Source organism: Nocardioides candidus, assembly GCF_041321175.1.
GTDB lineage: Bacteria > Actinomycetota > Actinomycetes > Propionibacteriales > Nocardioidaceae > Nocardioides.
Genome location: NZ_JBGGWC010000004.1, coordinates 19436 through 43152 on the forward strand (window position 1 = coordinate 19436; position 23717 = coordinate 43152).

General features: G+C 71.5%; 23 protein-coding genes. 5 read left to right on the top strand and 18 right to left on the bottom strand.

Annotated features, from left to right (window positions below):
* Positions 1–90 precede the first annotated feature (90 nt).
* The gene (locus ACAX67_RS17270; RefSeq protein WP_370705118.1) at positions 91–480 is read left to right on the top strand and encodes an RNA polymerase-binding protein RbpA; all 390 of its coding nucleotides are present in this window, start codon (positions 91–93) and stop codon (positions 478–480) included.
* Between the two features lie 10 nt (positions 481–490).
* Here the strand turns inward: ACAX67_RS17270 and ACAX67_RS17275 are convergent, their stop codons facing one another.
* The 7 genes from ACAX67_RS17275 to kdd all read right to left on the bottom strand — a co-directional run bounded on the left by ACAX67_RS17275 (position 491) and on the right by kdd (position 7546).
* Positions 491–973, bottom strand: a complete 483-nt coding sequence (locus ACAX67_RS17275) for an FxsA family protein (protein WP_370705119.1) — start codon at positions 971–973, stop codon at positions 491–493.
* 10 nt (positions 974–983) lie between these two features.
* Entirely contained in the window at positions 984–1796 is an 813-nt protein-coding gene (locus ACAX67_RS17280) for a polyprenol monophosphomannose synthase (protein ID WP_370705120.1), read from the bottom strand.
* Entirely contained in the window at positions 1783–3393 is a 1611-nt protein-coding gene (gene lnt / locus ACAX67_RS17285; RefSeq protein ID WP_370705121.1) for an apolipoprotein N-acyltransferase, read from the bottom strand. The genes ACAX67_RS17280 and lnt overlap by 14 nt, the downstream gene beginning before the upstream one ends.
* Positions 3394–3814: 421 nt before the next feature.
* On the bottom strand, positions 3815–4207 hold the full coding sequence (gene kal / locus ACAX67_RS17290; protein WP_370705122.1) for a 3-aminobutyryl-CoA ammonia lyase: 393 nt from the start codon (positions 4205–4207) through the stop codon (positions 3815–3817).
* Positions 4204–4947 carry a lysine 5,6-aminomutase subunit beta gene (gene kamE, locus ACAX67_RS17295; protein WP_370705123.1) on the bottom strand — a complete coding sequence of 248 codons (744 nt, stop codon included), beginning with the start codon at positions 4945–4947 and terminating at the stop codon, positions 4204–4206. The genes kal and kamE overlap by 4 nt, the downstream gene beginning before the upstream one ends.
* Positions 4944–6509, bottom strand: a complete 1566-nt coding sequence (kamD, locus tag ACAX67_RS17300; protein ID WP_370705124.1) for a lysine 5,6-aminomutase subunit alpha — start codon at positions 6507–6509, stop codon at positions 4944–4946. Before kamD ends, kamE begins: the two co-directional genes overlap by 4 nt.
* Complete coding sequence (gene kdd, locus ACAX67_RS17305) at positions 6506–7546, bottom strand: L-erythro-3,5-diaminohexanoate dehydrogenase (protein ID WP_370705125.1); 1041 nt, start codon at positions 7544–7546, stop codon at positions 6506–6508. Before kdd ends, kamD begins: the two co-directional genes overlap by 4 nt.
* A 90-nt stretch (positions 7547–7636) precedes the next feature.
* Here kdd and ACAX67_RS17310 point away from each other — a divergent pair, with 90 nt between their 5' ends.
* On the top strand, positions 7637–9103 hold the full coding sequence (locus tag ACAX67_RS17310; protein WP_370705126.1) for a KamA family radical SAM protein: 1467 nt from the start codon (positions 7637–7639) through the stop codon (positions 9101–9103).
* Between the two features lie 15 nt (positions 9104–9118).
* On the opposite strand, the gene ACAX67_RS17315 is transcribed toward ACAX67_RS17310, so the two are convergent.
* A complete protein-coding gene (locus ACAX67_RS17315; RefSeq protein ID WP_370705127.1) occupies positions 9119–9586 on the bottom strand; it encodes an Lrp/AsnC family transcriptional regulator in 468 nt (155 codons plus the stop codon).
* Between the two features lie 50 nt (positions 9587–9636).
* On the opposite strand from ACAX67_RS17315, the gene ACAX67_RS17320 reads away from it, so the two are divergent.
* Positions 9637–10569, top strand: coding sequence for a 5'-3' exonuclease (locus tag ACAX67_RS17320; RefSeq protein ID WP_370705128.1), 933 nt, complete (start codon positions 9637–9639; stop codon positions 10567–10569).
* 8 nt (positions 10570–10577) lie between these two features.
* On the opposite strand, the gene ACAX67_RS17325 is transcribed toward ACAX67_RS17320, so the two are convergent.
* The 10 genes from ACAX67_RS17325 to pafA all read right to left on the bottom strand — a co-directional run bounded on the left by ACAX67_RS17325 (position 10578) and on the right by pafA (position 21129).
* Entirely contained in the window at positions 10578–11465 is an 888-nt protein-coding gene (locus ACAX67_RS17325) for an alpha/beta fold hydrolase (protein ID WP_370705129.1), read from the bottom strand.
* A 72-nt stretch (positions 11466–11537) separates the two neighbouring features.
* A complete protein-coding gene (locus tag ACAX67_RS17330; protein WP_370705130.1) occupies positions 11538–14273 on the bottom strand; it encodes a DEAD/DEAH box helicase in 2736 nt (911 codons plus the stop codon).
* Complete coding sequence (locus ACAX67_RS17335; RefSeq protein ID WP_370705131.1) at positions 14270–15142, bottom strand: diacylglycerol/lipid kinase family protein; 873 nt, start codon at positions 15140–15142, stop codon at positions 14270–14272. Before ACAX67_RS17335 ends, ACAX67_RS17330 begins: the two co-directional genes overlap by 4 nt.
* Positions 15143–15164: 22 nt before the next feature.
* Positions 15165–15590: a hypothetical protein gene (locus tag ACAX67_RS17340; protein WP_370705132.1), complete on the bottom strand. Its 426-nt coding sequence runs from the start codon at positions 15588–15590 to the stop codon at positions 15165–15167.
* Complete coding sequence (gene tatC, locus ACAX67_RS17345) at positions 15587–16354, bottom strand: twin-arginine translocase subunit TatC (protein WP_370705133.1); 768 nt, start codon at positions 16352–16354, stop codon at positions 15587–15589. Before tatC ends, ACAX67_RS17340 begins: the two co-directional genes overlap by 4 nt.
* Positions 16355–16430: 76 nt before the next feature.
* Positions 16431–16691 carry a twin-arginine translocase TatA/TatE family subunit gene (locus tag ACAX67_RS17350; RefSeq protein WP_370705134.1) on the bottom strand — a complete coding sequence of 87 codons (261 nt, stop codon included), beginning with the start codon at positions 16689–16691 and terminating at the stop codon, positions 16431–16433.
* A 56-nt stretch (positions 16692–16747) separates the two neighbouring features.
* Positions 16748–17755: a helix-turn-helix transcriptional regulator gene (locus ACAX67_RS17355; RefSeq protein WP_370705135.1), complete on the bottom strand. Its 1008-nt coding sequence runs from the start codon at positions 17753–17755 to the stop codon at positions 16748–16750.
* Complete coding sequence (locus ACAX67_RS17360) at positions 17755–18714, bottom strand: helix-turn-helix transcriptional regulator (protein WP_370705136.1); 960 nt, start codon at positions 18712–18714, stop codon at positions 17755–17757. Before ACAX67_RS17360 ends, ACAX67_RS17355 begins: the two co-directional genes overlap by 1 nt.
* A gap of 21 nt (positions 18715–18735) precedes the next feature.
* Positions 18736–19734, bottom strand: a complete 999-nt coding sequence (locus tag ACAX67_RS17365) for an FKBP-type peptidyl-prolyl cis-trans isomerase (RefSeq protein WP_370705137.1) — start codon at positions 19732–19734, stop codon at positions 18736–18738.
* A 33-nt stretch (positions 19735–19767) separates the two neighbouring features.
* Entirely contained in the window at positions 19768–21129 is a 1362-nt protein-coding gene (gene pafA / locus ACAX67_RS17370; protein ID WP_370705138.1) for a Pup--protein ligase, read from the bottom strand.
* 101 nt (positions 21130–21230) lie between these two features.
* Between pafA and ACAX67_RS17375 the strand changes: the two genes are divergently transcribed.
* Positions 21231–22673 carry an FAD-dependent oxidoreductase gene (locus tag ACAX67_RS17375; RefSeq protein ID WP_370705139.1) on the top strand — a complete coding sequence of 481 codons (1443 nt, stop codon included), beginning with the start codon at positions 21231–21233 and terminating at the stop codon, positions 22671–22673.
* 97 nt (positions 22674–22770) lie between these two features.
* Positions 22771–23697, top strand: coding sequence for a helix-turn-helix transcriptional regulator (locus ACAX67_RS17380; protein ID WP_370705140.1), 927 nt, complete (start codon positions 22771–22773; stop codon positions 23695–23697).
* Positions 23698–23717: the final 20 nt, after the last annotated feature.

Sequence of the window (23717 nt, forward strand, 5' to 3'; positions counted from 1 at the left end):
CTGCGTCGGTCAAGCCTGTCCGGGGAGATCCCCCGGCGACCACGCGGCCCGACCCCGCCAGGAGCAGGGTCAGGGACAGAAGGGATTGACATGGCGGAGCGCACCCTGCGAGGCGCACGACTGGGCGGACAGTCCTTCGAGGACGAGCGCGGGATCGAGTTCGCGGCCCGCCAGCAGGTCGGCTACCTGTGCCCGCACGGGCACGGCTTCGAGATCACGATGTCGATCGAGGCCGACGTCCCGGCGGTCTGGGAGTGCCCGCGATGCGGCGCCGAGGCCGAGAGCACGGCCGGCATCGAGCGTGAGCAGAAGACCGAGAAGCCGCAGCGCACCCACTGGGACATGCTGCTCGAGCGACGCTCGGAGAAGGAGCTCGAGGAGATCCTGACGGAGCGGCTGGAGCTGCTCCGCGGCGGGGAGATCGGACCGGCCCACCTCCACCGCAGCCGCTCGGGCAAGCGCAAGGCGGCCAACGCCTGACGGCTCGTCCTCAGTCCTCGACGACCTCGCCCCGGACGACGGTGTCCCCTGCCGTCGGGCCGGGGCTTCGTCGTGCCTGCCCCGTGCCCGTCGCGACCACGGAGAGGCGAGCGCCCAGGTAGGCGGTCAGCAGCCGCCGGAACACCGGGCGGGTGAAGGGCAGCACGAAGAGGAAGCCGACCACGTCGCTGGCGAACCCGGGGGTCAGCAGCAGGGTGCCGCCGATCAGGATGAGCGCCCCGTCGGCCAGCTCCTTGGCGGGTGGGCGGTAGGTGCGCAGCGCCTCGCGGAGGGCCTGCCACGCCCGGCGACCCTCGCGCTTGACCAGCCAGGCGCCGATCACGCTGTCGACGACGAGCAGCAGGATCGTCCACCACGGCCCGATCGCCTGGCCGACCTGGATCACCAGGTAGATCTCGAACAGCGGCACCACGACGAACGCGATCACGATGGCCAGCGGCCACCAGCGGCGCCGGCGCCTCGTCGTACTCACGATGTCGAGGCTACCTGCGCGCGGCAACGTCGCCGGGGGCCGCGGCCGCACCGTGGCGCCGGCCACGGAGCTGCTCCACCCGCTCGCGGACACCCCACTGTGTGATCCGCCGGAGCGACTCCACGGCGACCTGACCGCTCATCTTCGACTCGCCGCGCACCCGCTCGATGAACTCGATGGGTACCTCACGCACGGTGAGCCCGTGGCGCAGGCACCGGGTGACCAGGTCGGTCTGGAAGACGTAGCCGGTCGAGCGCACCGAGGCGAGGTCGATCTTCTCCAGCGCCTGGCGCCGGAACACGCGGAAGCCGGCGGTCGCGTCGCGGACGTCGATGCCGAGCAGCAGGCGGACGTAGAGGTTGCCGCCGCGGGACAGCGCTTCGCGACGCCGCGGCCAGTTCACGACGCTTCCGCCGGGCACCCAGCGCGAGCCGATCACGAGGTCGGCGTCGCGCAGCGCATCGAGCAGCCGACCGAGCTGCTCGGGCTGGTGGGAGCCGTCGGCGTCCATCTCGCCGATGACGTCGTAGCCGGCAGCGAGCGCCCAGGAGAAGCCGGCGAGGTACGCCGCTCCGAGGCCGCCCTTCCCCGCGCGGTGGAGCACGTGGACCTGGGCGTCCTCGACCGCCAGCCCGTCGGCGATCTCCCCGGTGCCGTCGGGCGAGTGGTCGTCGACGACGAGCACGTCGACCTCGGGACGGGCGCGGCGCAGCCGCCCGACGATCCACGCGATGTTGGCGGCCTCGTCGTAGGTCGGGATCACGACCACGACCCGGCCGAGCGCGCTCGTCCGGTCGTCGTGCGCGGTCTCATCTCCTGGCAACGGGAGCCTCACTCCTGTCTGGGGGCGTCTCTGGTGCCGCCGGTGCGTCGGGCACCCGCGCGGGACCCGGATCTTCCTGCCGACGACGGTACGCGATCGCGCCCACCGCGAGGACGAGGACCGACAACCCGGTGAGGACGCGGGACGGCCACGGCCCGAGGCGGGTGGCCGGGGTCAGGTCGGTGCTCAGCCCGACACGTTCGACGATCACGGCCTGGGTCCTCGGGTCGGCGGAGGCGACGACGGTCCCGTCGGGGGCGACCACGCCGGTGATGCCGTTGACCGCGGCGACGACCAGCCACCGGCCCGACTCGATGGCGCGCAGCCGGGTGATGGCGAACTGCTGCTCCACCTGGTCGGTGAAGATGAAGCTCGCGTTGCTGGTCTGCACCGTCAGCAGCTCGGCGCCCTCGGCGACCTGGTCGCGCATCACGTCGTCGTAGGCCACGTCGAAGCAGATGGCGTCGGCGACGTCGATGCCGGCGACCCGCAGCGGGCTGGTGCGGGTGCCGCTCTCCATGTCGCGACCGATCGCCCTCAGCGCGCCGAAGTTCGGGTCCCAGTAGCGACGCAGCGGGATGTACTCGCCGTAGGCGACCGGGTGGTGCTTGGTGTAGCGGTCGCCGGGGCCGGTCACCGGGTCCCACACGATGCCCTGGTTGAGGACGTGGTCCGGGCCGTCGTCGACCAGGCCGCCGACGACGACGGGCACACCGATCGCCGCCACGGCCCGACGGATCCCGGCGTTGGTCTCGACGTCGGTGAACGGGTCGACGGCCGTCGAGTTCTCCGGCCACAGCACGAAGTCCGGACGCGGTCCGCCCTGGCGGGCGAGCCGGACCGTCGCGTCGACGTGGTTGCGGGTCACCTGGCGGTAGTGGGCCAGGATGTCGTTGGCCGGGTCGGGGATGTTGCCCTGGACCGCGGCGACCACCGCCGAGCCGGACTCGTGGGCCTGGAAGGGCGCCACCGCGGGCACGAGGAGCAGGGCCAGGATCGCCAGGACGCCTCCGAGCGCCACGGAGCGCGTACGACGGCGCGCCCCTCCCCCGGCGCCGCCGGCGTCGTCCCCGCCCGCCACCGGCGGTAGCCAGGTCTCCGCGGCCGCGGCCAGCAGCATGCCGGTGAGGGCCAGCAGGAACGAGAGGCCGGTCATCCCGACGTAGGCGACGGCGGGTGCGACAGGGGTGTCGATCATCGCGAAGGACAGACGCCCCCATGGCATCCCGCTGAACGGCCAGGTCGCCCGGATCCCTTCGGACGTCGTCCAGATCGCGGCGAGCCAGACGGGCCAGCCCGGCAGCCGGCGCACCACGGGCACGGTGAGGCCCACCGCGCCGTAGAACAGGGCCTCCGCGGCGGACAGGGCGATCCAGGCGTCGGTGCCGATGGACTGCTTCATCCAGTAGATGTGGGTGAAGTAGAACGCCACGCCGAAGACGAGCGCGACGGCGCCGGACCGCCAGAAGGTGAGGCCGCGGACCGAGAGCACGAAGGCCGCCACGGCGAGCGGCACGAGGTAGGGGACGGCGATCGGCTCGAAGGCCGCAGTCAGGGCCAGCCCGGCCGCGACGGCGAGGAGCAGGCGACCGACCACGGGGCAAGCGTAGTGATCGGGTCCGAGCCCGCTGACGGAGCGGTGAGCAAAAACGGAAAAGTCGAACCCGCCTTCGGACCATCCCCGCGGCCGACCGGCTGCCGGCACAGGGATGTTGTCTAGGGAGAGCCCGACCCTTCCGTGTTGCTCTCGAGGAGCGAACCGACCTCCGCGAACCGTGACCGGTGGCGTTGGCGCTACACCCCAGTCGGACGGCCACTCGGACGTCGGTCCGCCTACCGCGACCTGCACGAGCGAACGGACACGTACTTTGGCGACCGGGACGGTCAGTGTCAACCGTCCGCTGACCTGCGCAAATGCGTGAACGCGCAGGTCAGAGCGGGGGCCCGAGCAACGCAAATCCTGCGAAATTCCCCGGTAGAACCGGCGTGTCGCTTGCGACGCGCCGCTCCTCGACCCCTCAGGGGACGACGACGGTGCCGGTCGCCGTGGTGGCCACGACAGGCGGGTCGAGGACCTGCGCAGCACCCGGGCGTTCCTCGGTCGCGGCACCGCGGGCGACGACCGTCAGGGTGAAGGCCATGACGCGCGACCGGGTGCCGGCACGGACCAGCTCGGCGCTGGCCTCGACCACGTCGCCGGCGCGCACCGGCGCACGGAACTGCACGTCGTCGTAGGACGCGAAGAGTCCCTCGTCACCGTCGGTGAGGATGCACAGCTCGGTGGCGACGTCACCGAAGAGGCCGAGCCCGTAGGCGCCGTCGACCAGGTTGCCGGCGTAGTGCGCGTGGGCGTACGGCACGTAGCGACGCTGGGTGACGCGGGTGCCGACCTGCGGCGTGGACGCGCTCATGACGCCAGCCTATGGGCCAGGAAGCTCGCCACCTCGCCGGGCGTGGTGCCGCGACCGAAGATCCGGTCGACGCCGAGCTCGCCGGCCATCGCCTCGTCGAAGCGCGGTCCCCCGACGACAAGGAGGGGGCGCCGGTCGGCAGGGAAGGCCTCTCCGAACGCGGCCGACATCTCCCGGGTGTTGAGCAGGTGCGCGTCGCGCTGCGTGACGACCTGGGAGACGAGCACGGCGTCCGCCCGCTCGGCCACGGCGCGGTCGACCAGGTGCGGTACCGAGACCTGCGCCCCGAGGTTCACCACCTTGATCTCGCGGTAGTACTCCAGGCCCTTCTCGCCCGCGAAGCCCTTGATGTTCAGGATCGCGTCGATGCCGACGGTGTGGGCGTCGGTCCCGATGCAGGCACCGAGCACGACGAGCCGACGGCGCAGCCCGCGCTTGATCGAGGCGTTGACCTCCTTGGGCGTCATCAGCGGGTAGTCGCGCTCGACCACCTCGACCTTGTCGACGTCGACCAGGTGGTTGACCCGGCCGTAGACGACGAAAAAGGTGAAGCCCTCCCCCATCGGCTTGGCGTGCACGACGAGCGCCGGGTCCATCCCCATCTTGTTGGCGAGCTGCTGGGCGGCGCCCTCCGCCCGCTTGGCCTCGGCCCAGGAGTCCGAGGAGATCGGGAGGGTGAAGCTGAGCTGCACCATCCCGTCGCCCGTGGTGTCGCCGTAGGGCCGCACGATCGTGCTCATCTCGCCTCCAGGATCTCGGTCGCGGGGTTGAAGTAGCCGTCGGCCTTCTTGGCCACGCCCTCGAGGCCCTTGCCGGCGTCGGCAGGGCGGCGCATCAGGCCGAAGGTGCCGTCGGCGATCGCGTCGAGCAGGCCCTCGGCGGCGATCCGGTCGAGCAGGTCGATCGTCTCCCCCAGCACCTGGCGGGCCCGGGTCGCGATGAGGCCGTCCGGCGCGGGGTGGAAGTCCTCGTGCAGCCCGCCGGTCGCGTCCTGCACGTAGCGGACGTTCTGCAGGGCGAGGTCGCGGTCGGACAGCCACGGCGTGACGACGGCCTCGGTCATCATCCCGACGAGCAGGATGCCCTGGCCGGTCATCGCGCCGACCAGGTTGAAGAACCCGTCGAGCAGGTAGCCCCGGAACACGTCGCCGGTCATGTGCCGCGTCGGCGGCATCCACTTCAGCGGCGCGTTCGGGAAGAGCTCGCGGGCGAGCAGCGCGTGCGCGAGCTCCAGACGGAACGACTCCGGCACCGCCGGGTCGATCTCGAAGGCGTGGCCCAGGCCGAGCTGCCAGTCCTCGAGGCCCGCCTCCTTGGCGAAGTACTCGTTGAGCAGCTGGCTCGTCGTCACCGTGTGGGCGGCCTCGACGGCGTCGGCGGTGGTGAGGTAGTTGTCCTCGCCGGTGTTGATGATGATGCCCGCCCGGGCGTGGACCTGCCGGCTGAACCGCTGGTCGACGAACGTGCGGATCGGGTTGATGTCGCGGAAGAGGATCCCGTACATGGAGTCGTTGAGCATCATGTCGAGCCGCTCGAGGCCCGCGAGCGCGGCGATCTCGGGCATGCAGAGACCGCTGGCGTAGTTGGTGAGCCGCACGTAGCGGCCGAGCTCCTTGCTCGACTCGTCGAGCGCGGCACGCATCAGGCGGAAGTTCTCCTGCGTGGCGTAGGTGCCGGCGAAGCCCTCGCGGGTCGCCCCCTCGGGGACGAAGTCGAGCAGGCTCTGCCCCGTCGAGCGGATCACCGCGATGACGTCGGCACCCTCGCGGGCCGCGGCCTGCGCCTGCGGGATGTCCTCGTAGATGTCGCCGGTGGCGACGATGAGGTAGATCCACGGCGTGCGCGGCGCGTCACCGTGCCTCTTGATCAGCCGCTCCCGCTCGACGCGACGACGGTCGACCTGCTTGATGCCGGCCCCGACCGACCGGGAGCTGGCGGTGCGGGCGCGCTGGGCGTCACGGCCCTCGGGCAGGCGGAACCGCACCGATCCGGCCGACGCCTTCTGCGCCAGCGTGACCAGGTCCTCGGCCTCGCCACGCACGAGCGCGTCCCAGACGGGCAACGCGGCGCCGTGCTCCAGGCCCACGTCCGCGCGTACGGCGTCGAGCAGCCGGTTGACCCACGGCGTGCCCTCCGCGTCGGCTCCCCCGAGCCCGGCGAGGCGCAGCGTGGCGCGCTCGACCGACACGGTGGTGTGCTGCTGGGCGATCTTGACGATCGGCCGCCCCGCCTTCCTCGCGAGGGAACGGGCCTTCCGGACGGTGACCGGGTCCAGGTCGAGCTTGCCGCGTCGTCTCGTCACGCCAACCGCCCCTCGAACAGCCGGCGCACCCCGTCGTTGCTCCGGAGCACGTCCAGCGCGTAGGCGGCGTGGCCGGGCACGTAGCCGTTGCCGACCAGCATGGTCACGTCGGCAGCCACGCCCTCTGCCCCCAGCGCGGCGGCGGAGAAGGAGGTGGCCATGGAGAAGAAGACGACCGTGCCCCCCTCCGCGGTCGCGAGGATCGCACCGCCCTCGCAGCCGGGCACGTCCACGCAGACGACGGTGATGTCAGCGGGTCCGCCGGCGGCGGCGACGGCGTCACGCAGCCCGATCGGGTCGCGCGCGTCGCTGACCACGACCTCGTCGGCGAGCCCCGCCGCGGCCAGCGCCGCGGCCTCGCGCTCGGTCGGCACCACGCCGATCAGCCGTGAGGCTCCCTCGGTCCGGGCGGCAGCCAGGGCCAGCGAGCCCGACTTCCCGCCGCCGCCGATCACGGCCACGCGCGGCGGGAGGCCGCGGTCGGCGTACTGGCGCACGACGCGCGCGGTCAGTGCCGGCGCACCGCACACGTCCATCACCGCGAGGCTCAGGGCAGTGGGCAGGTCGTCGGGGAGCACCGCAGCGATCGAGCGGCCGAAGAGGACGGCGTAGCCGTCGCAGGGGACCTGCTCGGAGCGGCCGTCCCAGCTCGCGAGCGCGTCCTCGATCACCAGGGGCGTGAGGGTCAGGGAGACGAGGGTGGCCACGCGCTGGCCCACCTCGAGCCCGAGCGGGGACTCCAGGCCCACCTCCTCGACGGTGCCGATGAGCATGCCGCCCGAGCCGGTGACGGGGTTCTGCATCTTGCCGCGCTCGGACACGATCGCGAGCACCGCGGCGCGGACAGCCGCACCATCCCCGTGCTCCCCCTCGAGCTGGCGGAAGGACGCGGCGTCGAGGTTGAGCCGCTCGACCCGGATCCGTACCTCGTCGGGCCAGAGCTCCGCGCGCGTGTCGAGCCGCTGGGCCGCCTGGGGCAGCACCCGCACCTCGTCCATGACCCGGTGCAGACCCGTCGGATCGCCCTTGTGAACCACCGTCGACACTTTCCCTCCCACGTCGTGAAGCCGCAAATTCTCCGGCCTGTCGATGTTGCGGCCGGACGATCTTCACGTATTCTGACACACATGAGCATTGAGACGTCGATCGCAGCCGGGATCTCCGAGCCTGCGGGCCAGCCCTACCCCTACCGTCAGGTGGAGCTCGTCGAGCCCGACTGGAAGCGATTCCCGGGCTGGCGCGACGTGACCGCGGAGGAGTGGGCCTCGGTGCAGTGGCAGCGGGCCCACTGCGTGAAGAACATCAAGCAGCTGCGCGAGCTCCTCGGCGACCTGGTCGACGAGCGGTTCTACGCCGACCTGGAGCGCGACCAGGCCGAGCGGGCGACGATGTCGATGCTGGTGCCGCCGCAGATGATGAACACGATGGTGCCGCACCTGGAGCCCTCCGGTCCCGGCTCGCTGACCGACGCGTTCTACGCCGACCCGATCCGCCACTACATGCTGCCCGTGTTCTCCGACCGGCGCACCGACTGGCCGTCGCACCCCCACGCGACCCGCGACTCCCTCCACGAGCACGACATGTGGGTGGCCGAGGGGCTGACCCACCGCTACCCGACCAAGGTGCTCGCGGAGCTGCTGCCGACCTGTCCGCAGTACTGCGGCCACTGCACGCGCATGGACCTCGTCGGCAACTCGACCGCGCAGGTCGAGAAGCTCAAGTTCGTGGCCAAGCCCAACGACCGGCTCGAGTCGATGCTGGACTACCTCCGCCGTACGCCCTCGGTGCGCGACGTCGTCGTCTCGGGCGGCGACGTGGCCAACATGCCGTGGCCCCGGCTCGAGGCGTTCATCGACTCCCTCATGCAGATCGACAACATCCGCGACATCCGCCTCGCGACCAAGGCCCTCATCGGCCTCCCCCAGCACTGGGCGCAGCCCGACGTCGTCGACGGGGTGGCTCGGGTGTCCGCCACCGCGCGCAGCCGCGGGGTGTCGCTGGCGATCCACACCCACGCCAACCACGCGCAGTCGATCACCCCGCTCGTCGCCCAGGCAGCCGGGGCGCTCCTCGAGGCGGGCGTCCGCGACGTCCGCAACCAGGGCGTCATCCTCAACGGCGTCAACGCCGACCCGCACGCGCTGCTGGACCTGTGCTTCGCGCTCCTCGACGGCGCCCGGATCATGCCCTACTACTTCTACATGTGCGACCTGATCCCCTACAGCGAGCACTGGCGGATCTCGGTCGCCCAGGCGCAGCACCTGCAGCACCAGATCATGGGCTACCTGCCGGGCTTCGCGACGCCGCGCATCGTGTGCGACGTGCCGTTCGTCGGCAAGCGCTGGGTGCACCAGCTCGCCGACTACGACCACGAGCGCGGCATCAGCCACTGGACGAAGAACTACCTGACCTCCATCGAGGCCGGCAACCCCGACGCGCTGCAGCGCACCTACGAGTACTACGACCCGATCCACACGCTGCCGGTCAGCGGCCAGGCGTGGTGGACGCAGCACGCCGACCTCGACGAGTCGGCGCTGCGCGCGGCCGAGGTGGCCGAGGCGTCACGCCGTACGGCGGCCCTCCAGGCCCACTGACGGCCGCGGGTCCGCTCAGCCGGTGACGGGACGGTTCTCGTAGTACGTCGACAAGACGATCGTCGTGCGGGTCGACACGTTGCCGGCGGTGCGGATCCGCGCCAGGAGCTCCTCGAGCTCCGCGGGCGAGTGCGACCGGACCTTGATCATGTAGGACTCGTCCCCCGCGACCGACCAGCACGACTCGATCTCGGGGATGTGCTCCAACCGGGTCGGGGCGTCGTCGGGCTGGGACGGCTCGAACGGCCGGATCGCGATGAAGGCGGTGAGCGGGAGACCGATCTCGGCGTGGTTGACGGTGGCGCCGTAACCGAGGATCAGGCCGCGCTGCTCCAGCCGCTTCACGCGCTGGTGGACCGCCGACGTCGAGAGCCCCGTCGCCTTGCCCAGGTCGGTGTAGGACATCCGGCCGTCCCTCGCCAGGAGTTCGAGGATCTGGCGATCGATGGCCTCGACGGCGGAGAAACTACCGGACTGACTCACGCTGGTCACCCTAGGGCATCCGACCCGATCGGGGCCCTACGATCATCGTGATGGACACCAATCCTGCGCCCCGACTGCTCCTCCTCGACACCGCCTCCATGTACTTCCGGGCCTTCTTCGGCTCCCCGGAGATCAAGGCGCCGGACGGCACCAACGTCAACGCCGTGCGCGGCATGCTGGGCTACCTGAGCTACCTCGTCGAGCAGTACCGGCCCACCCACCTGGTGTGCTGCTGGGACGACGACTGGCGGCCGGCCTGGCGGGTCGACCTGCTGCCGACGTACAAGGCGCACCGGGTGGTCGAGCCGGTCGCCGGCTCCCCCGACATCGAGGAGGTGCCCGACCCGCTCGAGGTGCAGGTGCCGATCATCCGCGAGGTGCTGGGCGCGTTCGGGATCGCCGTCGTCGGCGCGCCCGGCCACGAGGCCGACGACGTCATCGGCACCCTCGCCACCGGCGCCGGGCTGCCGGTCGACATCGTCACGGGCGATCGCGACCTCTTCCAGCTGGTCGATGACGCCGCGGAGGTGCGGGTGCTCTACATCGGCAAGGGCGTCGGCAAGCACGAACGCGTCGACGAGGCCTGGGTGCTCGACAAGTACGGCGTCCGCGCCGATCAGTACGCCGACTTCGCGACGCTGCGCGGCGACGCCTCCGACGGCCTGCCCGGGGTGAAGGGCGTCGGCGACAAGACCGCGGCCACGCTGCTGCAGCGGTTCGGCACCCTCGACGGGCTCGTCGAGGCCGCGGCCGACCCGGGGAGCGACCTCGCCCCCGGCCCCCGGCTCAAGATCAAGGACGCCGCCGCCTACCTCGCCGTCGCCCCGAAGGTGGTCGCCGTCGTCCGCGACCTCGACCTGCCGCGCGGCGACGCGTTGGCGCTCCCGTCCGCCCCTGCCGACGAGGACGCTCTGGCCGAGCTCACCGAGCGCTGGGGCATCGGAACGGCCGTCGAGCGCCTCACCACGACGCTCGCTGGCTGAGCCTCTCCTCACCGGTCGTCGAAGAGGCGCCGTCCACCGGACGCGAGCACGTCCTTGAGCCGCGCGGCGAAAGCGGCGGGGTCGTTCGCGGGCGACCACTCGTGCGCCATGAAGCCGCCGTGGTCGCCCGGGAATTCCACGACCTCGACACCGAGCAGGTCGGCGAGGGCGCGAGCGCCCCGTGCGGGCATGCCCTCCCCGCTGCTGGCGCCCACCGCGGGCACGATCCGCACGGCGGAGGCTCGCAGCGCGTCGCCGTCGGGCTCGTACGGCGTCATCGCCATGTTGTAGGCGAGCAGCGGGTCGTCCCGCCGGCCGTCGTCGTCCGGCGAGAAGCCGAGCTGCGCCGGGTCGGGTCCGGGCTGCCCGACCATGTCCTCGGTGAACGGGCCCTGGTGCATCACGATCTGCATGAACTTCGCCATCGCCGGGCCCTGGCCGCTCCGGTGGTAGGTCGCGACGATGTCGGCGTTGATCCGGGCCAGGACGTCGCCGTCGTCGAGCAGCGCGGTGAGCGGCGGCTCGTGGGCGACCACGGTCCGGAGGTCCTCGGGGTGCGCGAGGGCCCACGGCAGCACGACCACGGCACCGCCGCTGGAGGCGAAGACGTCGACCGGGCCCAGCCCGGTCGCCTGGACCACGCGGTGGACGTCGTCGCCGTGGATCTCGAAGGACACCTCGCCGTGGTCCGCCAGGGTGCTCCGCTCGGCCATCCGCGGGTCGTAGGTGATGACCACCCGGTCATCGAGTAACGGCAGCAGCTGCTCGAACCCGGACGCGGCCATGGGCGAACCGAAGACCATCACCGGGCGGTGCGGGCCCGGCTGGGCCGGCTCGTGGACGTCGTAGGTCAGCACGGCTCCGGGCACGTCGAGCTGGTGGGTGGTCGTCGTCATCGATCCTTCTCCTCCAGTGGTGGGGTGCACGCTCTGACCAGGAGTACGGCGACAAGTCATCGCTCTCCGCGCTCACTCCGTCGAGACGATGCCCCGACGGAGGAGGCCGACGGCCGCACGTGCGGTCTTGCGGACGGGCGAGTCGCCCGCCGCGTCCGCGATCTGACCGGTGAAGTCGATGAGCTGCTTCATCTGTCGCACGAAGTCACCCGCCGTCAGGTCGGCGCGGGTGAGCACCTCGTCGAGCGCGTCGCCCTCCGCCCACCGGTAGGCGGTCCAGGCGAAACCCGCGTCGGGAGCTCGCAGGAAGGACAGCTTGTGGTCCTTCTCGAGCCGCTCCAGCTCGCCCCACAGCCGCTGCATCTGCTCGATCGTGGCGCTGACGGCACCGCCCGGCACCCGGGGCGCCGACTCGTCCGGTCGGCGCGACTCGTAGACGAGGACCGACAGCACCGAAGCGAGCTGGGCCGGCGACAGGTCGTCCCACATGCCCTCGCGCAGTGCCTCTGCTGCGACGAGGTCGAGGTCGGAGTAGATGCGCATCAGGCCGCGGCCGCGGTCGGTGACCCGGTCGTCCTCGAGGTAGCGGAGGGCGTCGAGCACCTCGCAGACCCGGTCGAACTCCCGGGCGACGGTGTTGGTGCGCCGCTCCACCCGCCGCGCGAGGGTCTCGGTGTCGCGCTGCAGCTTGAAGTAGCGCTCGGTCCACCGGGCGTGGTCCTCCCGGTCGCTGCACCCGTGGCACGGGTGTGCCCGCATCCGGGCCCGCAGAGCAGAGATCTCGTCGGCGGCGCCCGCATCGATCGCGGTCTTCTCCAGGCGCGGTCGCACGACGGAGTGCGGGAGGTCGGCCACCGCCTGCTTGACCGAGTCGGCGGCGAGCTTGCGCAGGTGCGGGTTGCGCGGGTCGAACTTCTTCGGCAGACGGACCCGGCCGACCGGTTCCACCGGCACCGGGAAGTCGATGATGGCGAGCCGCTTGGCCTGGCGGGTGGAGGTGACGACGAACGGGCGGTGGCCGTGCTCGGACAGCCCCGGGTCGACGACGACCGCGGGCCCGGAGAACTTCCCGGCCGGCACCACGATGACGTCGCCCGGCTTCAGCGCCTCGAGCGACCGGGCTGCGTCGTCGCGCCGCTCGGCCCTGCGGCTGCGGCTGGCGCCCTTCTCGAGCTCGTTGATGCGGCGGCGCAGGTCGGCGTACTCCATGAAGTCGCCCAGGTGGCACTTCGCCGCCTCCGCGTAGCCCTCGAGCGCGTCCTCGGCCTTGCGCAGCTGGCGCGCCAGCCCGACGACGGCGCGGTCGGCCTGGAACTGCGCGAACGACTGCTCAAGCAGCTCGCGCGAGCGGTGGCGGCCGTACTGGTGGACCAGGTTCACCGCCATGTTGTACGACGGCCGGAAGGACGACCTCAGCGGATAGGTCCGCGTCGAGGCGAGACCGGCGAGCTCGCGGGGGTTCATCCCCGGCTGCCACAGCACGACGGCGTTGCCCTCGATGTCGAGCCCGCGGCGGCCCGCCCGGCCGGTCAGCTGGGTGTACTCCCCCGGCGTGATGTCGGCATGGGTCTCGCCGTTCCACTTCGTGAGCTTCTCCAGCACGACGGTGCGCGCCGGCATGTTGATGCCGAGCGCGAGCGTCTCGGTCGCGAAGACCACCTTGACCAGGCCGCGGAGGTAGAGGGCCTCCACGCACTCCTTGAAGGCCGGCAGCATCCCCGCGTGGTGGGCCGCGACACCGCGACTGAGCGCGTCGAGGAACTCGTGGTAGCCGAGCACGTCGAGGTCGGCGCCAGGCAGCGTGCCGACCGTGCGCTCCACGAAGTCGAGCACCTCGTCGCGCTCCGCCGGCGTGTTGAGCCGGAGGTTGGAGTCGAGGCACTGCTGCACCGCCGCGTCGCAGGCCGCGCGGCTGAAGATGAAGACGATCGCCGGCAGCATCTTGTCGCGCTCGAGCCGCTCGATCACGTCGACCCGTCCGGGGATCCAGACCCGGCGACCGTTGCCGACGCTGCGGGGGTTCTTCGACGAGCCCGGCTTCCCCTTGCGCGGAGAGCGCCGGTCGCGCATCAAACGGGTGCTCGCCCAGTCGTCGCGCGCGATGCGCATCAGCTCGTCGTTGACCGGCGCGCCCTCGCGCACGAAGCCGGCCGACGCGTCGACGTCAGAGGACGCGAACAGGTCGAGCAGCCGGCGCCCGACCATGACGCGCTGGTAGAGCGGCACGGGACGGCGCTCGGCGACGATGGTCCGGGTCTCTCCCCGCACGGTCTCCAGCCACTCGCCGAACTCCTCGGCATTGGACACGGTGGCCGACAACGACGCGACGGTGACGGACTCGGGGAGGTGGATGATGACCTCCTCCCAGACCGCGCCTCGCGCGCGGTCGGCGAGGTAGTGCACCTCGTCCATGACGACGAACCCGAGGCCGATGAGGGTCCGCGAGCCGGCGTACAGCATGTTGCGGAGCACCTCGGTCGTCATCACGACGACCGCGGCCTCGCCGTTGATCGTGGTGTCACCGGTCAGCAGCCCGACCTTCTCGGGCCCGTAGCGCGCCACGAGGTCGTGGTACTTCTGGTTGGACAGCGCCTTGATCGGCGTCGTGTAGAAGCACTTGCGACCGGTCGCGAGCGCGAGGTGCACCGCGAACTCCCCGACCAGGGTCTTGCCCGCGCCGGTCGGGGCAGCGACGAGCACGCCGTGGCCCGCCTCGAGCGCCCGGCAACCCTCCAGCTGGAATTCGTCGAGCGGGAAGGGGTACGACGCCGCGAAGTCGTCGAGGACCGTGCTGTCGGACGCGGTCATGCGATCACCTGGAGGGCAGCGGGCACGCACTCGACCGTGAGCGGCAGCGCGCCGTAGCGCTCGCCGTCGGCGTAGCCGACGATGCCGGGGCAGGCCACGGACACCTTCCGGACGCGGTGGCGCGAGAACTGGGGGTGGTGGACGTGGGTGCCGCTGAAGAGCTTCGGGTAGGTGCGGACCAGGTCGGGCTTGGTCAGCGGACCGATCACGACCACGTCGAGCAGCCCGTCGTCGATGACCGCGCCCTCCGCGATGCGCAGCCCACCCCCGAAGGACGGCCCGTTGCCGACCGCCACCAGCATCGCCCGCAGGTGGTGCTGCTCGCCGTCGAGGTCGAGCTCGTAGTGGAGCGGCTCGAAGGTGCGCAGCTCGGCGAGCGTGGCGAGGTTGTAGCGCATCTGGCCCCGCGGCCACGTCATCTTGTTGGCGCGCTCGTTGACGACGGCGTCGAAGCCGGCCGCGAGCACCGTGAGGAACCAGCGGTCACCGGACCGCGCGAGGTCGACCGTGCGCTGCCGCCAGGCGATGAGCCGGGCGACCGCGGCGGCGGTGTCCTTCCGCGGGATCCCGAGCGTCCGCGCCGCGTCGTTGCCGGTGCCCGCGGGCAGGATGCCGAGCGGCGTGCCGGTGCCGGCGAGCACCTGCGCGGCGAGGTGCACCATGCCGTCGCCGCCACAGACGACGAGCGCCTCGGTGCCACCCGCGACCGCTTTGTGCCCGAGCTCGGCGGCCTCGTCCGCGTCGCGGCCCTCGAGCACCTGCACCCGCCAGCCCGCCCCGTGCAGCAGGGTGAGGGCGGCCTCGCGCACGCGCGCGCCGCGGCCCTTCCCCGCCGTGGGGTTCGTGAGGAGGGCGATCTCGCGAGTCACGACCCCAACCTATCGGCGCGGGTCACTGACCGCCGCGGTCCCAGCCCGAGCCGTCGCGCGCGACGCGCAGCCGGACCGAGAAGTGGTCGGGAGGTGCCCCGACGGCCTTGGCGAGCCGGCCCACGGCGTCGAGCACGCGGGGGGCGGTGAAGTCGGTTCCGGGCGCGCCGAGGGTGATCCGGTCGCCCCGGCGTACGACGTGCACCTGGCCGTGCCGCCACGCCTGGTGGATCTGCACCCGGGTCGCCTCGTCGACGACCGCGACCGGGTAGGCGACGTCACCGGCCATCAGGTCGCAGGGCAGCTCGTGGTCGGAGGTGTCGCTGTGCAGCACACCGGGGACGATGCCGTGCCGCAGCCGTCCGACAGCGGTCCACGTGACGGGGTCGACGCCCAGCCACTCGGGCAGGTCGAAGGCATCCACCGCAGCGCAGGCGGCCTCGCTCATAGCGGCGACGCCTCGCCGGGACTCAACCCGGCATTGAGGCTCTTGCTGCCGCGGCGGCGGTCGTTGATCCGCGCGATGACCTCGGAGATCAGGAACAGGATGACCATCGGTATGGCCATGAAGGACATCGTGAAGGGGTCGCCGGACGGCGTGATGACCGCGGCGAAGACGAAGGTGCCGACGATCATCCACGGTCGGTGGGCGCCGAGCTGGCGGCCCTTGACGATGCCGGCCATGTTGAGGAGCACGACGAAGACCGGGATCTCGAAGGCGATGCCGAAACCGAGCAGGGTCCGCATGAAGAACGACAGGTAGTCGTTGAAGTCGAGCAGGTTGGTCAGGTCGCCCGGGGTGAACCCGATGAGGATCTCCAGACCCTTGGGCATGGTGAGGTAGCCGAGCACGATGCCGACCATGAAGAGCGGGCCGGCGACGATGGCGAAGATCGCCGTCCACTTCTTCTCCTCGCGGTGCAGCCCCGGGAGGATGAACGCCCAGATCTGGTAGAGCCAGACCGGGCTGGAGGCGATCAGGCCGGCGAGTCCGCAGAGCTTGAGGTAGAGCAGGAAGCCGCCGGCCGCGCCGTTGGTCGTGGCGACGGTGCGGTCCTTGCCCAGCGACTCACGGGCCTGCTGGTAGGGCTCGTTGACGAAGTGGAACAGCGGGTCGAAGAAGAACAGGGCCACGACGAACGCGACGACGATCGCGAGCGCGGCCTTGAGGATCCGCGCGCGCAGCTCGCGCAGGTGGTCGGACAGGGCCATCCGCCCGTCGGACCCGACAGGATGGACCGGCTTGCCGACGAAGAGCTGGAGAACCCCCGGGAGCGACAATTCCGGCTCAGGCGTTGTGCTCGCGCTCGTCGACGATCTCGCCCTCGGCGACCTCGTCGGCGACCGGCGCCCTCAGCTCGGCCGTCGGAGCGGCCTTGGGCTTCTCGTCGTCGTCGGTGAGGCCCTTGGTCTCGGCCTTGAAGATGCGCAGCGCCTGGCCGGTGCCGCGGGCGAGCTCGGGCAGCTTCGCCGCACCGAAGACGAGCACGAAGATCGCGAGGATGATCAGCCACTCCGCCCCTTGGGGCATACCGATCAGGGGAAGCATCTGGGACCAACTCTCACTTCGAGGAACTGCCTGTCACACCCATCGTACGCCGCCGCTCATCGGTAGAGAGCCAGCGTCTCCTGTGCAGTTGCTGAGAACGACTCGCTGAACTGCCGGGGCGCCACGACCGAGGCGTGCGGTGCCAGGCGGAGCAGCAACCGCACCAGCCACCGCGGGTCGGCGACGGGCAGGTCGGCCTCGACGCTCCCGTCGGGGAGCGGCCGCACCTCCTGCATCGGGTAGTAGTGCGGCACCCAGTCGGCCTGCGGTCGCAGCAGCAGCGTCGCGACCGTGCCGCCTACCGGGGTCTCCCCGCTGAGGAGGCCCTCGGTCACCTCGCGCGGAGGCTGCGGGTCGGTCGCGATCGTCGTGTCGAGGACCGACGCCTCGGTGATCCGGTCGAGCCGGAACAGCCGCTCTCCCCCGGCGGTGTGGCACCACGCGTCGAGGTAGTGGAACCGGCCGTGGGGTACGACGCCCCGCGGGTCGACCACGCGCTCGGACAGCTCGTCGCGCGCCGGCACGTGGTAGGTCAGCCGCACCTGGCGCCCGTCGTCGGCCGCCCGCTGGAGGGCGTCGGCCAGGGCCACGAGCGCCACCTCGCCGGACCGCGGGTCGACCGCGATCCTGCGGTCGGCGGCGGCGGTCGCCGCGGCGGACTCGAGCTTGGCCAGCACCCGGTCGATGATGGCCTGGGTGTCGAGCGGCGAGACGTCGCGCAGGCTGTGGAGCGCGACCGTCACCGCCGAGGCCTCGGTCGGGCTCAGGCGCAACGGCCGCGCGAGGTAGTCGGCGTTGTCGATGCGGATCACCCCGTCGCTGACCGGCCCGGAGTCGGACTCGATCGCGTCGAGGTCGACGTCGATGAGGTCGTCGGGCAGCCCGCCCGGCAGGCCGCACATGAAGAGCACCTTGAGGTCGCCCAGCACCTGGGCGGGGGTGGTGCCGAGCAGCTCGGCCGCGTCGGCCAGGCGGACCTGGTCGCGATGGTGCAGGAACGGCACCAGGGTGAGCAGCCGGGCGACCTGGTCGCGGGCGCCGGGCGCTGGTGTCTGGGTCGACATCAGGCCACCGCCTCCAGGCGCGCCACGACCTCGGCACGGAGAGCGGCCGGCTCGACCAGCACCACGTCGGGGCCGTGGTAGAGCACCTCGTCGACCAGGCCGCGAGCGGGCCGGTCGAGCTCGACGCAGTCCCACGTCGTGCGGTCGTCCGGGCCGTCGACGCCCTCCTTCACGCGGGCCGCGCGCCGGCGGAAGCTGTGACCGGTGCCCTTGCGCACCAGCAGCACGGCGCGCTCGGCGGCGGGCACCGGGGCCAGCCGCTCGATCGTCTCACGCAGGTCGGTGTCGGGCGGGACGTCGTACGCCCTCGGGCCGCCGACCTTCTTCACCCCGCCCTGTACCCGGTCGAGCCGGAACACCCGCTCGGCGCCGCGGTCGGTGTCGAAGCCGACGAGGTACCACCGCCCGGACGTGCGCACCATCCCCCACGGCTGGAGGTGGCGCCGGCGCGACTCCGGCTCGTCGGGCCGCTGGTACTCGAACTCGATGCAGGTGCGGTCGCAGACCGCCTCCCAGCAGGTCGCGAACGCCGGCTCGTCGCCCGTCTGGCGCGGCTGGGCGATGTCGAGGGCGGTCAGGTCGACGTCGAGGCCGGCGGCGCTCAGCTTGCGGACGGCGTCGGTCGTCGCCTGCGCCATCGTCGCCTGCTGCCACACGCGTGAGGCCAGGCCGACGACCGCGGCCTCCTCCGGCGTCAGCTCGACGTCGGGCAGCGCGAACTCGTCGGGCGGGATCCGGTAGCCGACCTCGTCGTCGAACAGGGGGTCGAGCTGGGCGACCTCGACCGGGATCCCGAGGCTGCGCAGCTCCTCCTTGTCGCGCTCGAACATCTTCTCGAACGCGTCCGGGCGCGAGTCGGGGTAGAGCAGCTCGCGGATCCGGTCCTTGGCGATCGGACGGCGCTGCACGAGCAGCATGATGAGGAGGTTGAGCAGGCGCTCACTCTTGGGCGCGGGCATGTCCCCGATTCTGCCTGAGACCTAGGCCGTGGCGAGAACGTCGATGACGAAGTACAGGGTGTCGGTGCCCTTGATGCCGGCCTGGGAGTTGCCCTGCTTGCCGTAGCCGAGCTTCGGCGGGATCCGCAACAGCACCCGGCTCCCCACCTTCACGCCGACGAGGCCCTCGTCCCAGCCCTTCACCACCGCACCGGTGCCGATGGTGAAGCTCGCCGGCGACTTGTCGTCGTAGCTGAGGTCGAACGGCTTGTCCGCGTCGTAGACCTGGCCGATGTAGTTGGCGATGATCTCGTCGCCCTTCTCCACCGTCGGGCCGGTGCCCTCCACCAGGATCGCCTTCGTCAGGTCGGTCGCCTTCGCATCGGGTGCGGCCTCGGCACTGGAGTCCAGGCCGGTCAGGTCACCCTTCTCCTGCTCGATCTTCGGTGCCCAGCTGGGGGCCGCCTTCGACTTGCCCTTCGGCCCGTCGAGCGGCACCGCTTCGAGGTCGGCGACGACAGCGATGCCGTCCTCGTTGCCGACGTCGATACCGGTCAGGTAGAGCCCGGTGTCGCCCCACTCCTTCTTCACGTCGACCGTGAAGGCGAGGCGGGTGCCGGTCTTCATGCCGGACTTGACGTGCTCCTCGATGAGCTGGGTGATCAGGTCCTGCGCCTGCTGGGGCTCGACGTCCGTGCCGACCGTGAGGACGGAGGCACCCGTGTCGTCGCCGTAGGTGGAGTAGGACACGTCCCGGGAGAAGTCGTCGGAGACCGCGAAGTTGACCAGGAGCTGGTCGCCGTCCTTCAGCGCCGTGCCGTCACCCTCCTCGAGGACCTCGTCCTGGGTGTCGCCCGGCTTGAGGGCGGCCTTCCAGTCGAACGTCGGTTCCTCCCCCACGGGGCCCGAGATCGACACGGCGTCGAAGCCGCTCGCCTCCTTCACTCCGGAGGAGGCGTCGTCACCGCACGCCGTGAGCAGCGCGAGGCTGCAGAGGGCCACAGAGGCGAGTGCGGCAGGGCGGGTCAGTCGGCTCAGCACGCGCAAACCCTACAAGCCGAGCAGGAGGAAGCGTCACATGCCGTCGATCAGGCGCTGCACACGCTCGTCGTACGCCCGGAACGGGTCCTTGCAGAGCACCGTGCGCTGGGCCTGGTCGTTGAGCTTGAGGTGCACCCAGTCGACGGTGAAGTCGCGCCGGCGCTCCTGTGCCTTGCGGATGAACTCGCCGCGCAGCCGCGCCCGGGTGTTCTGCGGCGGCACCGACTTGGCCTCGAAGATCTTCAGGTCGCTGGTGACCCGGGTGACCGCTCCGCGCTTCTCCAGCAGGTAGTAGAGGCCGCGGTTGCGGTGGATGTCGTGGTAGGCCAGGTCGAGCTGGGCGACGCGCGGGTGGCTGAGTGGCAGGCCGTGCTTGGCGCGGTAGCGGTCGATCAGCTTCCACTTGATGACCCAGTCGATCTCGCGGTCGACCAGGCCGAGGTCGTCGGACTCCACGGCCTTCAGCGCGCGCTCCCACAGGTCCAGCGTGCGTTCGATGACGGGCGTGCTGATCGCGCGGCGATCGACGAAGTCGCGAGCCTTCTGGAGGTACTCGCCCTGGATCTCCAGGGCGCTGGCCTCCCTGCCGTTGGCCAGGCGCACCTTGCGGCGACCGGTGACGTCGTGGGAGATCTCGCGGATCGCCCGGATCGGGTTCTCCATCGTGAGGTCGCGCATCACCACGCCCTCCTCGATCATCCGGAGCACGAGGTCGCACGAGGCCACCTTGAGCATGGTGGTGGTCTCGCTCATGTTGCTGTCGCCGACGATGACGTGGAGGCGGCGGTACTTCTCGGCGTCGGCGTGCGGCTCGTCGCGGGTGTTGATGATCGGCCGGCTGCGCGTGGTGGCGCTCGAGACGCCCTCCCAGATGTGCTCGGCGCGCTGGCTGACGGAGTACGACGTCCCGCGCGGCGTCTGGGTGACCTTGCCCGCGCCCACGATGATCTGGCGGGTCACCAGGAACGGGATCAGCACGTCGGCCAGGCGGCTGAACTCGCCGGCGCGGCTGACGAGGTAGTTCTCGTGGCAGCCGTAGGAGTTGCCCGCGGAGTCGGTGTTGTTCTTGAAGAGGTAGATCTCGCCCGCGATGCCCTCGTCGTGCAGCCGCTGCTCGGCGTCGAGGAGCAGGCCCTCGAGCACCCGCTCCCCCGCCTTGTCGTGGGTGACCAGCTCGGTGACGTCGTCACACTCGGGCGTGGCGTACTCGGGGTGGCTGCCGACGTCGAGGTAGAGCCGGGCGCCGTTGCGGAGGAAGACGTTGCTCGAGCGGCCCCAGGAGACCACCTTGCGGAAGAGGTAGCGGGCGACCTCGTCGGGGCTGAGCCGACGCTGGCCCTTGAACGTGCACGTGACGCCGTACTCGTTCTCGATCCCGAAGATCCGGCGGTCCATGGAGCGAGCGTAGTCCCGAGGAGGTCGCCGTCACGGTCATCTCGGGTTGCTGTTTGGTCCCGATCCGGAATCTTCGGGCCCTGACGGGTACCGCCAGGGGCATGAACCCGATGACGCCGCTCTGGCTGGACCGACCTCGCGCCGCCCGTCCGTCGCTCCGAGGGGAGGCGTCGTACGACGTCGTGGTCGCCGGCGGAGGCATCGTCGGTCTGCTGACCGGGGTCCTCCTCGCCAGGGCGGGCCGCAGCGTCGCGGTGCTGGAGGCACGGCAGGTCGGGGACGGCACGACCGGCCACACCACGGCGAAGGTCAGCCTGCTGCAGGGCACGAAGCTGCGCAGGGCGCTCAGCACCAACCCGCCCTCGGTCGTGCGTGACTACGTCGCCGCCAACCGCGAGGGGCAGGCCTGGCTGCGCGAGTTCTGCACCGTGCACGGCGTCGACCACCAGGTGCGGCCGGCCTACACCTACGCCTCGACACGCGCCGGCGAGCTCCGCGCGAGGGCCGAGCTGTCGGTCGCGCAGCTCGCCGGGCTGGAGGCGACCTGGGAGGAGGCGACCGAGCTGCCGCTGCACGTGCGCGGGGCCGTCCGCCTTGCCGACCAGATGCAGCTGCACGCGATGGACCTCCTCGACACGCTCGCGGCCGAGCTGGTCGCCGAGGGCGGCGACCTCTTCGAGCACTCCCGCGTGACCGACCTCCATCACGGTGCGAGCGGCTCGGAGGTCGAGACCGACGAGGCGCGCCTCCGTGCCCGGCACGTCGTGCTCGCGACCGGCCAGCCCGTCCTGAGGCGCCACGGCTTCTTCGCGCGGCTGCACCCGCAGCGGTCCTACGCCGCCGCCCTGCGCTCGCCCTGGGCGCCGGAGGGCATGTACCTCTCGGCCGACCAGCCGTCCCGGTCTCTGCGCTCGCACCCGATCGCTGGCGGCGACGAGCTGCTCCTCGTCGGCGGCTACGGCCACACCACCGGCCGGGGCGAGGAGTCGGCGCACCTGGAGGAGCTGCTCGCCTGGGCGCGCGGCACGTTCGGCGGCGAGGTCACCCACACCTGGTCCGCCCAGGACCACGGCACCGTCACCGGGCTCCCCTACGTCGGACCGATGGTCCCGGGCCGTCACGACACCTGGGTGGCGACCGGGTTCGACAAGTGGGGACTGGCGGCCGCCCCCGCGGCCGCCCTCCTCCTGACGAAGTCGATCCTGGCCGAGCACGGCGCCGGCGAACGGCCGCCGTGGCACCGGGCCTTCAGCTCCTGGACCCCGCGCGAGGCGGTCGGCGTCGTGCGGGCGGCCCGCTACAACGTCGGCGTGGGCACCGAGCTGACGAAGGACGTCGTACGACGACGGTGGCGCGACGCCGCCCGCAGCGAGCGCCCGCTGAGCGGCGTCTGCACGCACCTCGGCGGGGCTGTGCAGTGGAACGACGCGGAACGCTCGTGGGACTGCCCCCTGCACGGCTCCCGGTTCGCCGAGGACGGTTCGGTGCTCGAGGGACCTGCGGTCTGCGGCCTCAAGAAGCTGGACCCCAAGGCCGGCGACTAGCGCAGAACCGTTATCGATCGTTAACCTGGGGACGTTGCTCTAGAAGCGGGCAGCTTGGATCGCGCTTGAAATCGGAGCCGCCATGCTGCACTCCCCCGTGAGCACACGATTCGTGACGACGGATCCCGACGTCGGCAGCGCCCGCGTCGCCGAGCTCTACGCGGACAACCGCCTCCGCGTGCGCGGCGAGCGCGACAGCTTCCGCTTCGAGCAGAGCCGTGACGACATCGGCGAGGTGCGGTTCGACCGGTTCGCCAACAGCCTCGTCACCGACTACACGGTCGACCCCCTCGGTCACGTGCTCATCGCGCGCATCGTCGAGCACCAGATGGAGATCTGGACCGACGGCACCCACCGTGTCCTCGGTCCCGGCGACGTGGCCCTGATCGCCCACCCCGACCGGGACTACTCGACCCGCCTGCACGGTGCCTCGATGCAGCTCATCGGCGTCGACACGTCGCTGCTCGACGCGGTCGCCGGCGGGGCGGCCTGGCGCGACCGCTTGCGCTACGAGACGCTCGACCCGGCACAGGTGGCCAAGTGGCACCGCACGATCGACTACGTCACCACCACGGTGCTCGACGAGTCCCTCCGAGACAGCGCGCTGGTGCTCGGAAGTGCCGGACGGCACCTCGCTGCGGTGCTGCTCGCCTCCTTCGGCGTCTCAGGCGCCGACACGGCGACGCAGGCCACCGCGCTGCCGAGCGTGGTACGTCGGGCCGTCGCCTTCTGCGACGAGAGCCCGGACCTCGACATCGGCGTCGCCGACATCGCGCGGACCTGCAACGTGTCCGTCCGCACCCTCCAGGTCGCGTTCCGACGGCACCTCGACACCACCCCGATGGCCTACCTGCGGCAGGTTCGTCTCGACCGGGTCCGCGCCGACCTGGTCGCCGCCGACCCGTCGCGGACGACCATCTCGAGGATCGCCGCGCGGTGGGGGTTCGCCGACCCGAGCCGGTTCACGGCGTCGTACCGCGCCGCCTACGACGAGTACCCCAGCGAGACCCTGCGACGCAGCTGACGGGTGGCGCCCCGGCTGCG

Excerpts from the sequence above, each read along its gene's own strand:
- ACAX67_RS17270 (WP_370705118.1), top strand. The coding sequence starts at position 91 with ATGGCGGAGCGCACCCTGCGAGGCGCACGACTGGGCGGACAGTCCTTC.
- kal (WP_370705122.1), bottom strand. The coding sequence starts at position 4,207 with ATGAGCGCGTCCACGCCGCAGGTCGGCACCCGCGTCACCCAGCGTCGC.
- kamE (WP_370705123.1), bottom strand. The coding sequence starts at position 4,947 with ATGAGCACGATCGTGCGGCCCTACGGCGACACCACGGGCGACGGGATG.
- ACAX67_RS17310 (WP_370705126.1), top strand. The coding sequence starts at position 7,637 with ATGAGCATTGAGACGTCGATCGCAGCCGGGATCTCCGAGCCTGCGGGC.
- ACAX67_RS17320 (WP_370705128.1), top strand. The coding sequence starts at position 9,637 with ATGGACACCAATCCTGCGCCCCGACTGCTCCTCCTCGACACCGCCTCC.
- ACAX67_RS17325 (WP_370705129.1), bottom strand. The coding sequence starts at position 11,465 with ATGACGACGACCACCCACCAGCTCGACGTGCCCGGAGCCGTGCTGACC.
- ACAX67_RS17330 (WP_370705130.1), bottom strand. The coding sequence starts at position 14,273 with ATGACCGCGTCCGACAGCACGGTCCTCGACGACTTCGCGGCGTCGTAC.
- ACAX67_RS17340 (WP_370705132.1), bottom strand. The coding sequence starts at position 15,590 with ATGAGCGAGGCCGCCTGCGCTGCGGTGGATGCCTTCGACCTGCCCGAG.
- tatC (WP_370705133.1), bottom strand. The coding sequence starts at position 16,354 with ATGGCCCTGTCCGACCACCTGCGCGAGCTGCGCGCGCGGATCCTCAAG.
- ACAX67_RS17350 (WP_370705134.1), bottom strand. The coding sequence starts at position 16,691 with ATGCTTCCCCTGATCGGTATGCCCCAAGGGGCGGAGTGGCTGATCATC.
- ACAX67_RS17355 (WP_370705135.1), bottom strand. The coding sequence starts at position 17,755 with ATGTCGACCCAGACACCAGCGCCCGGCGCCCGCGACCAGGTCGCCCGG.
- ACAX67_RS17360 (WP_370705136.1), bottom strand. The coding sequence starts at position 18,714 with ATGCCCGCGCCCAAGAGTGAGCGCCTGCTCAACCTCCTCATCATGCTG.
- pafA (WP_370705138.1), bottom strand. The coding sequence starts at position 21,129 with ATGGACCGCCGGATCTTCGGGATCGAGAACGAGTACGGCGTCACGTGC.
- ACAX67_RS17375 (WP_370705139.1), top strand. The coding sequence starts at position 21,231 with ATGAACCCGATGACGCCGCTCTGGCTGGACCGACCTCGCGCCGCCCGT.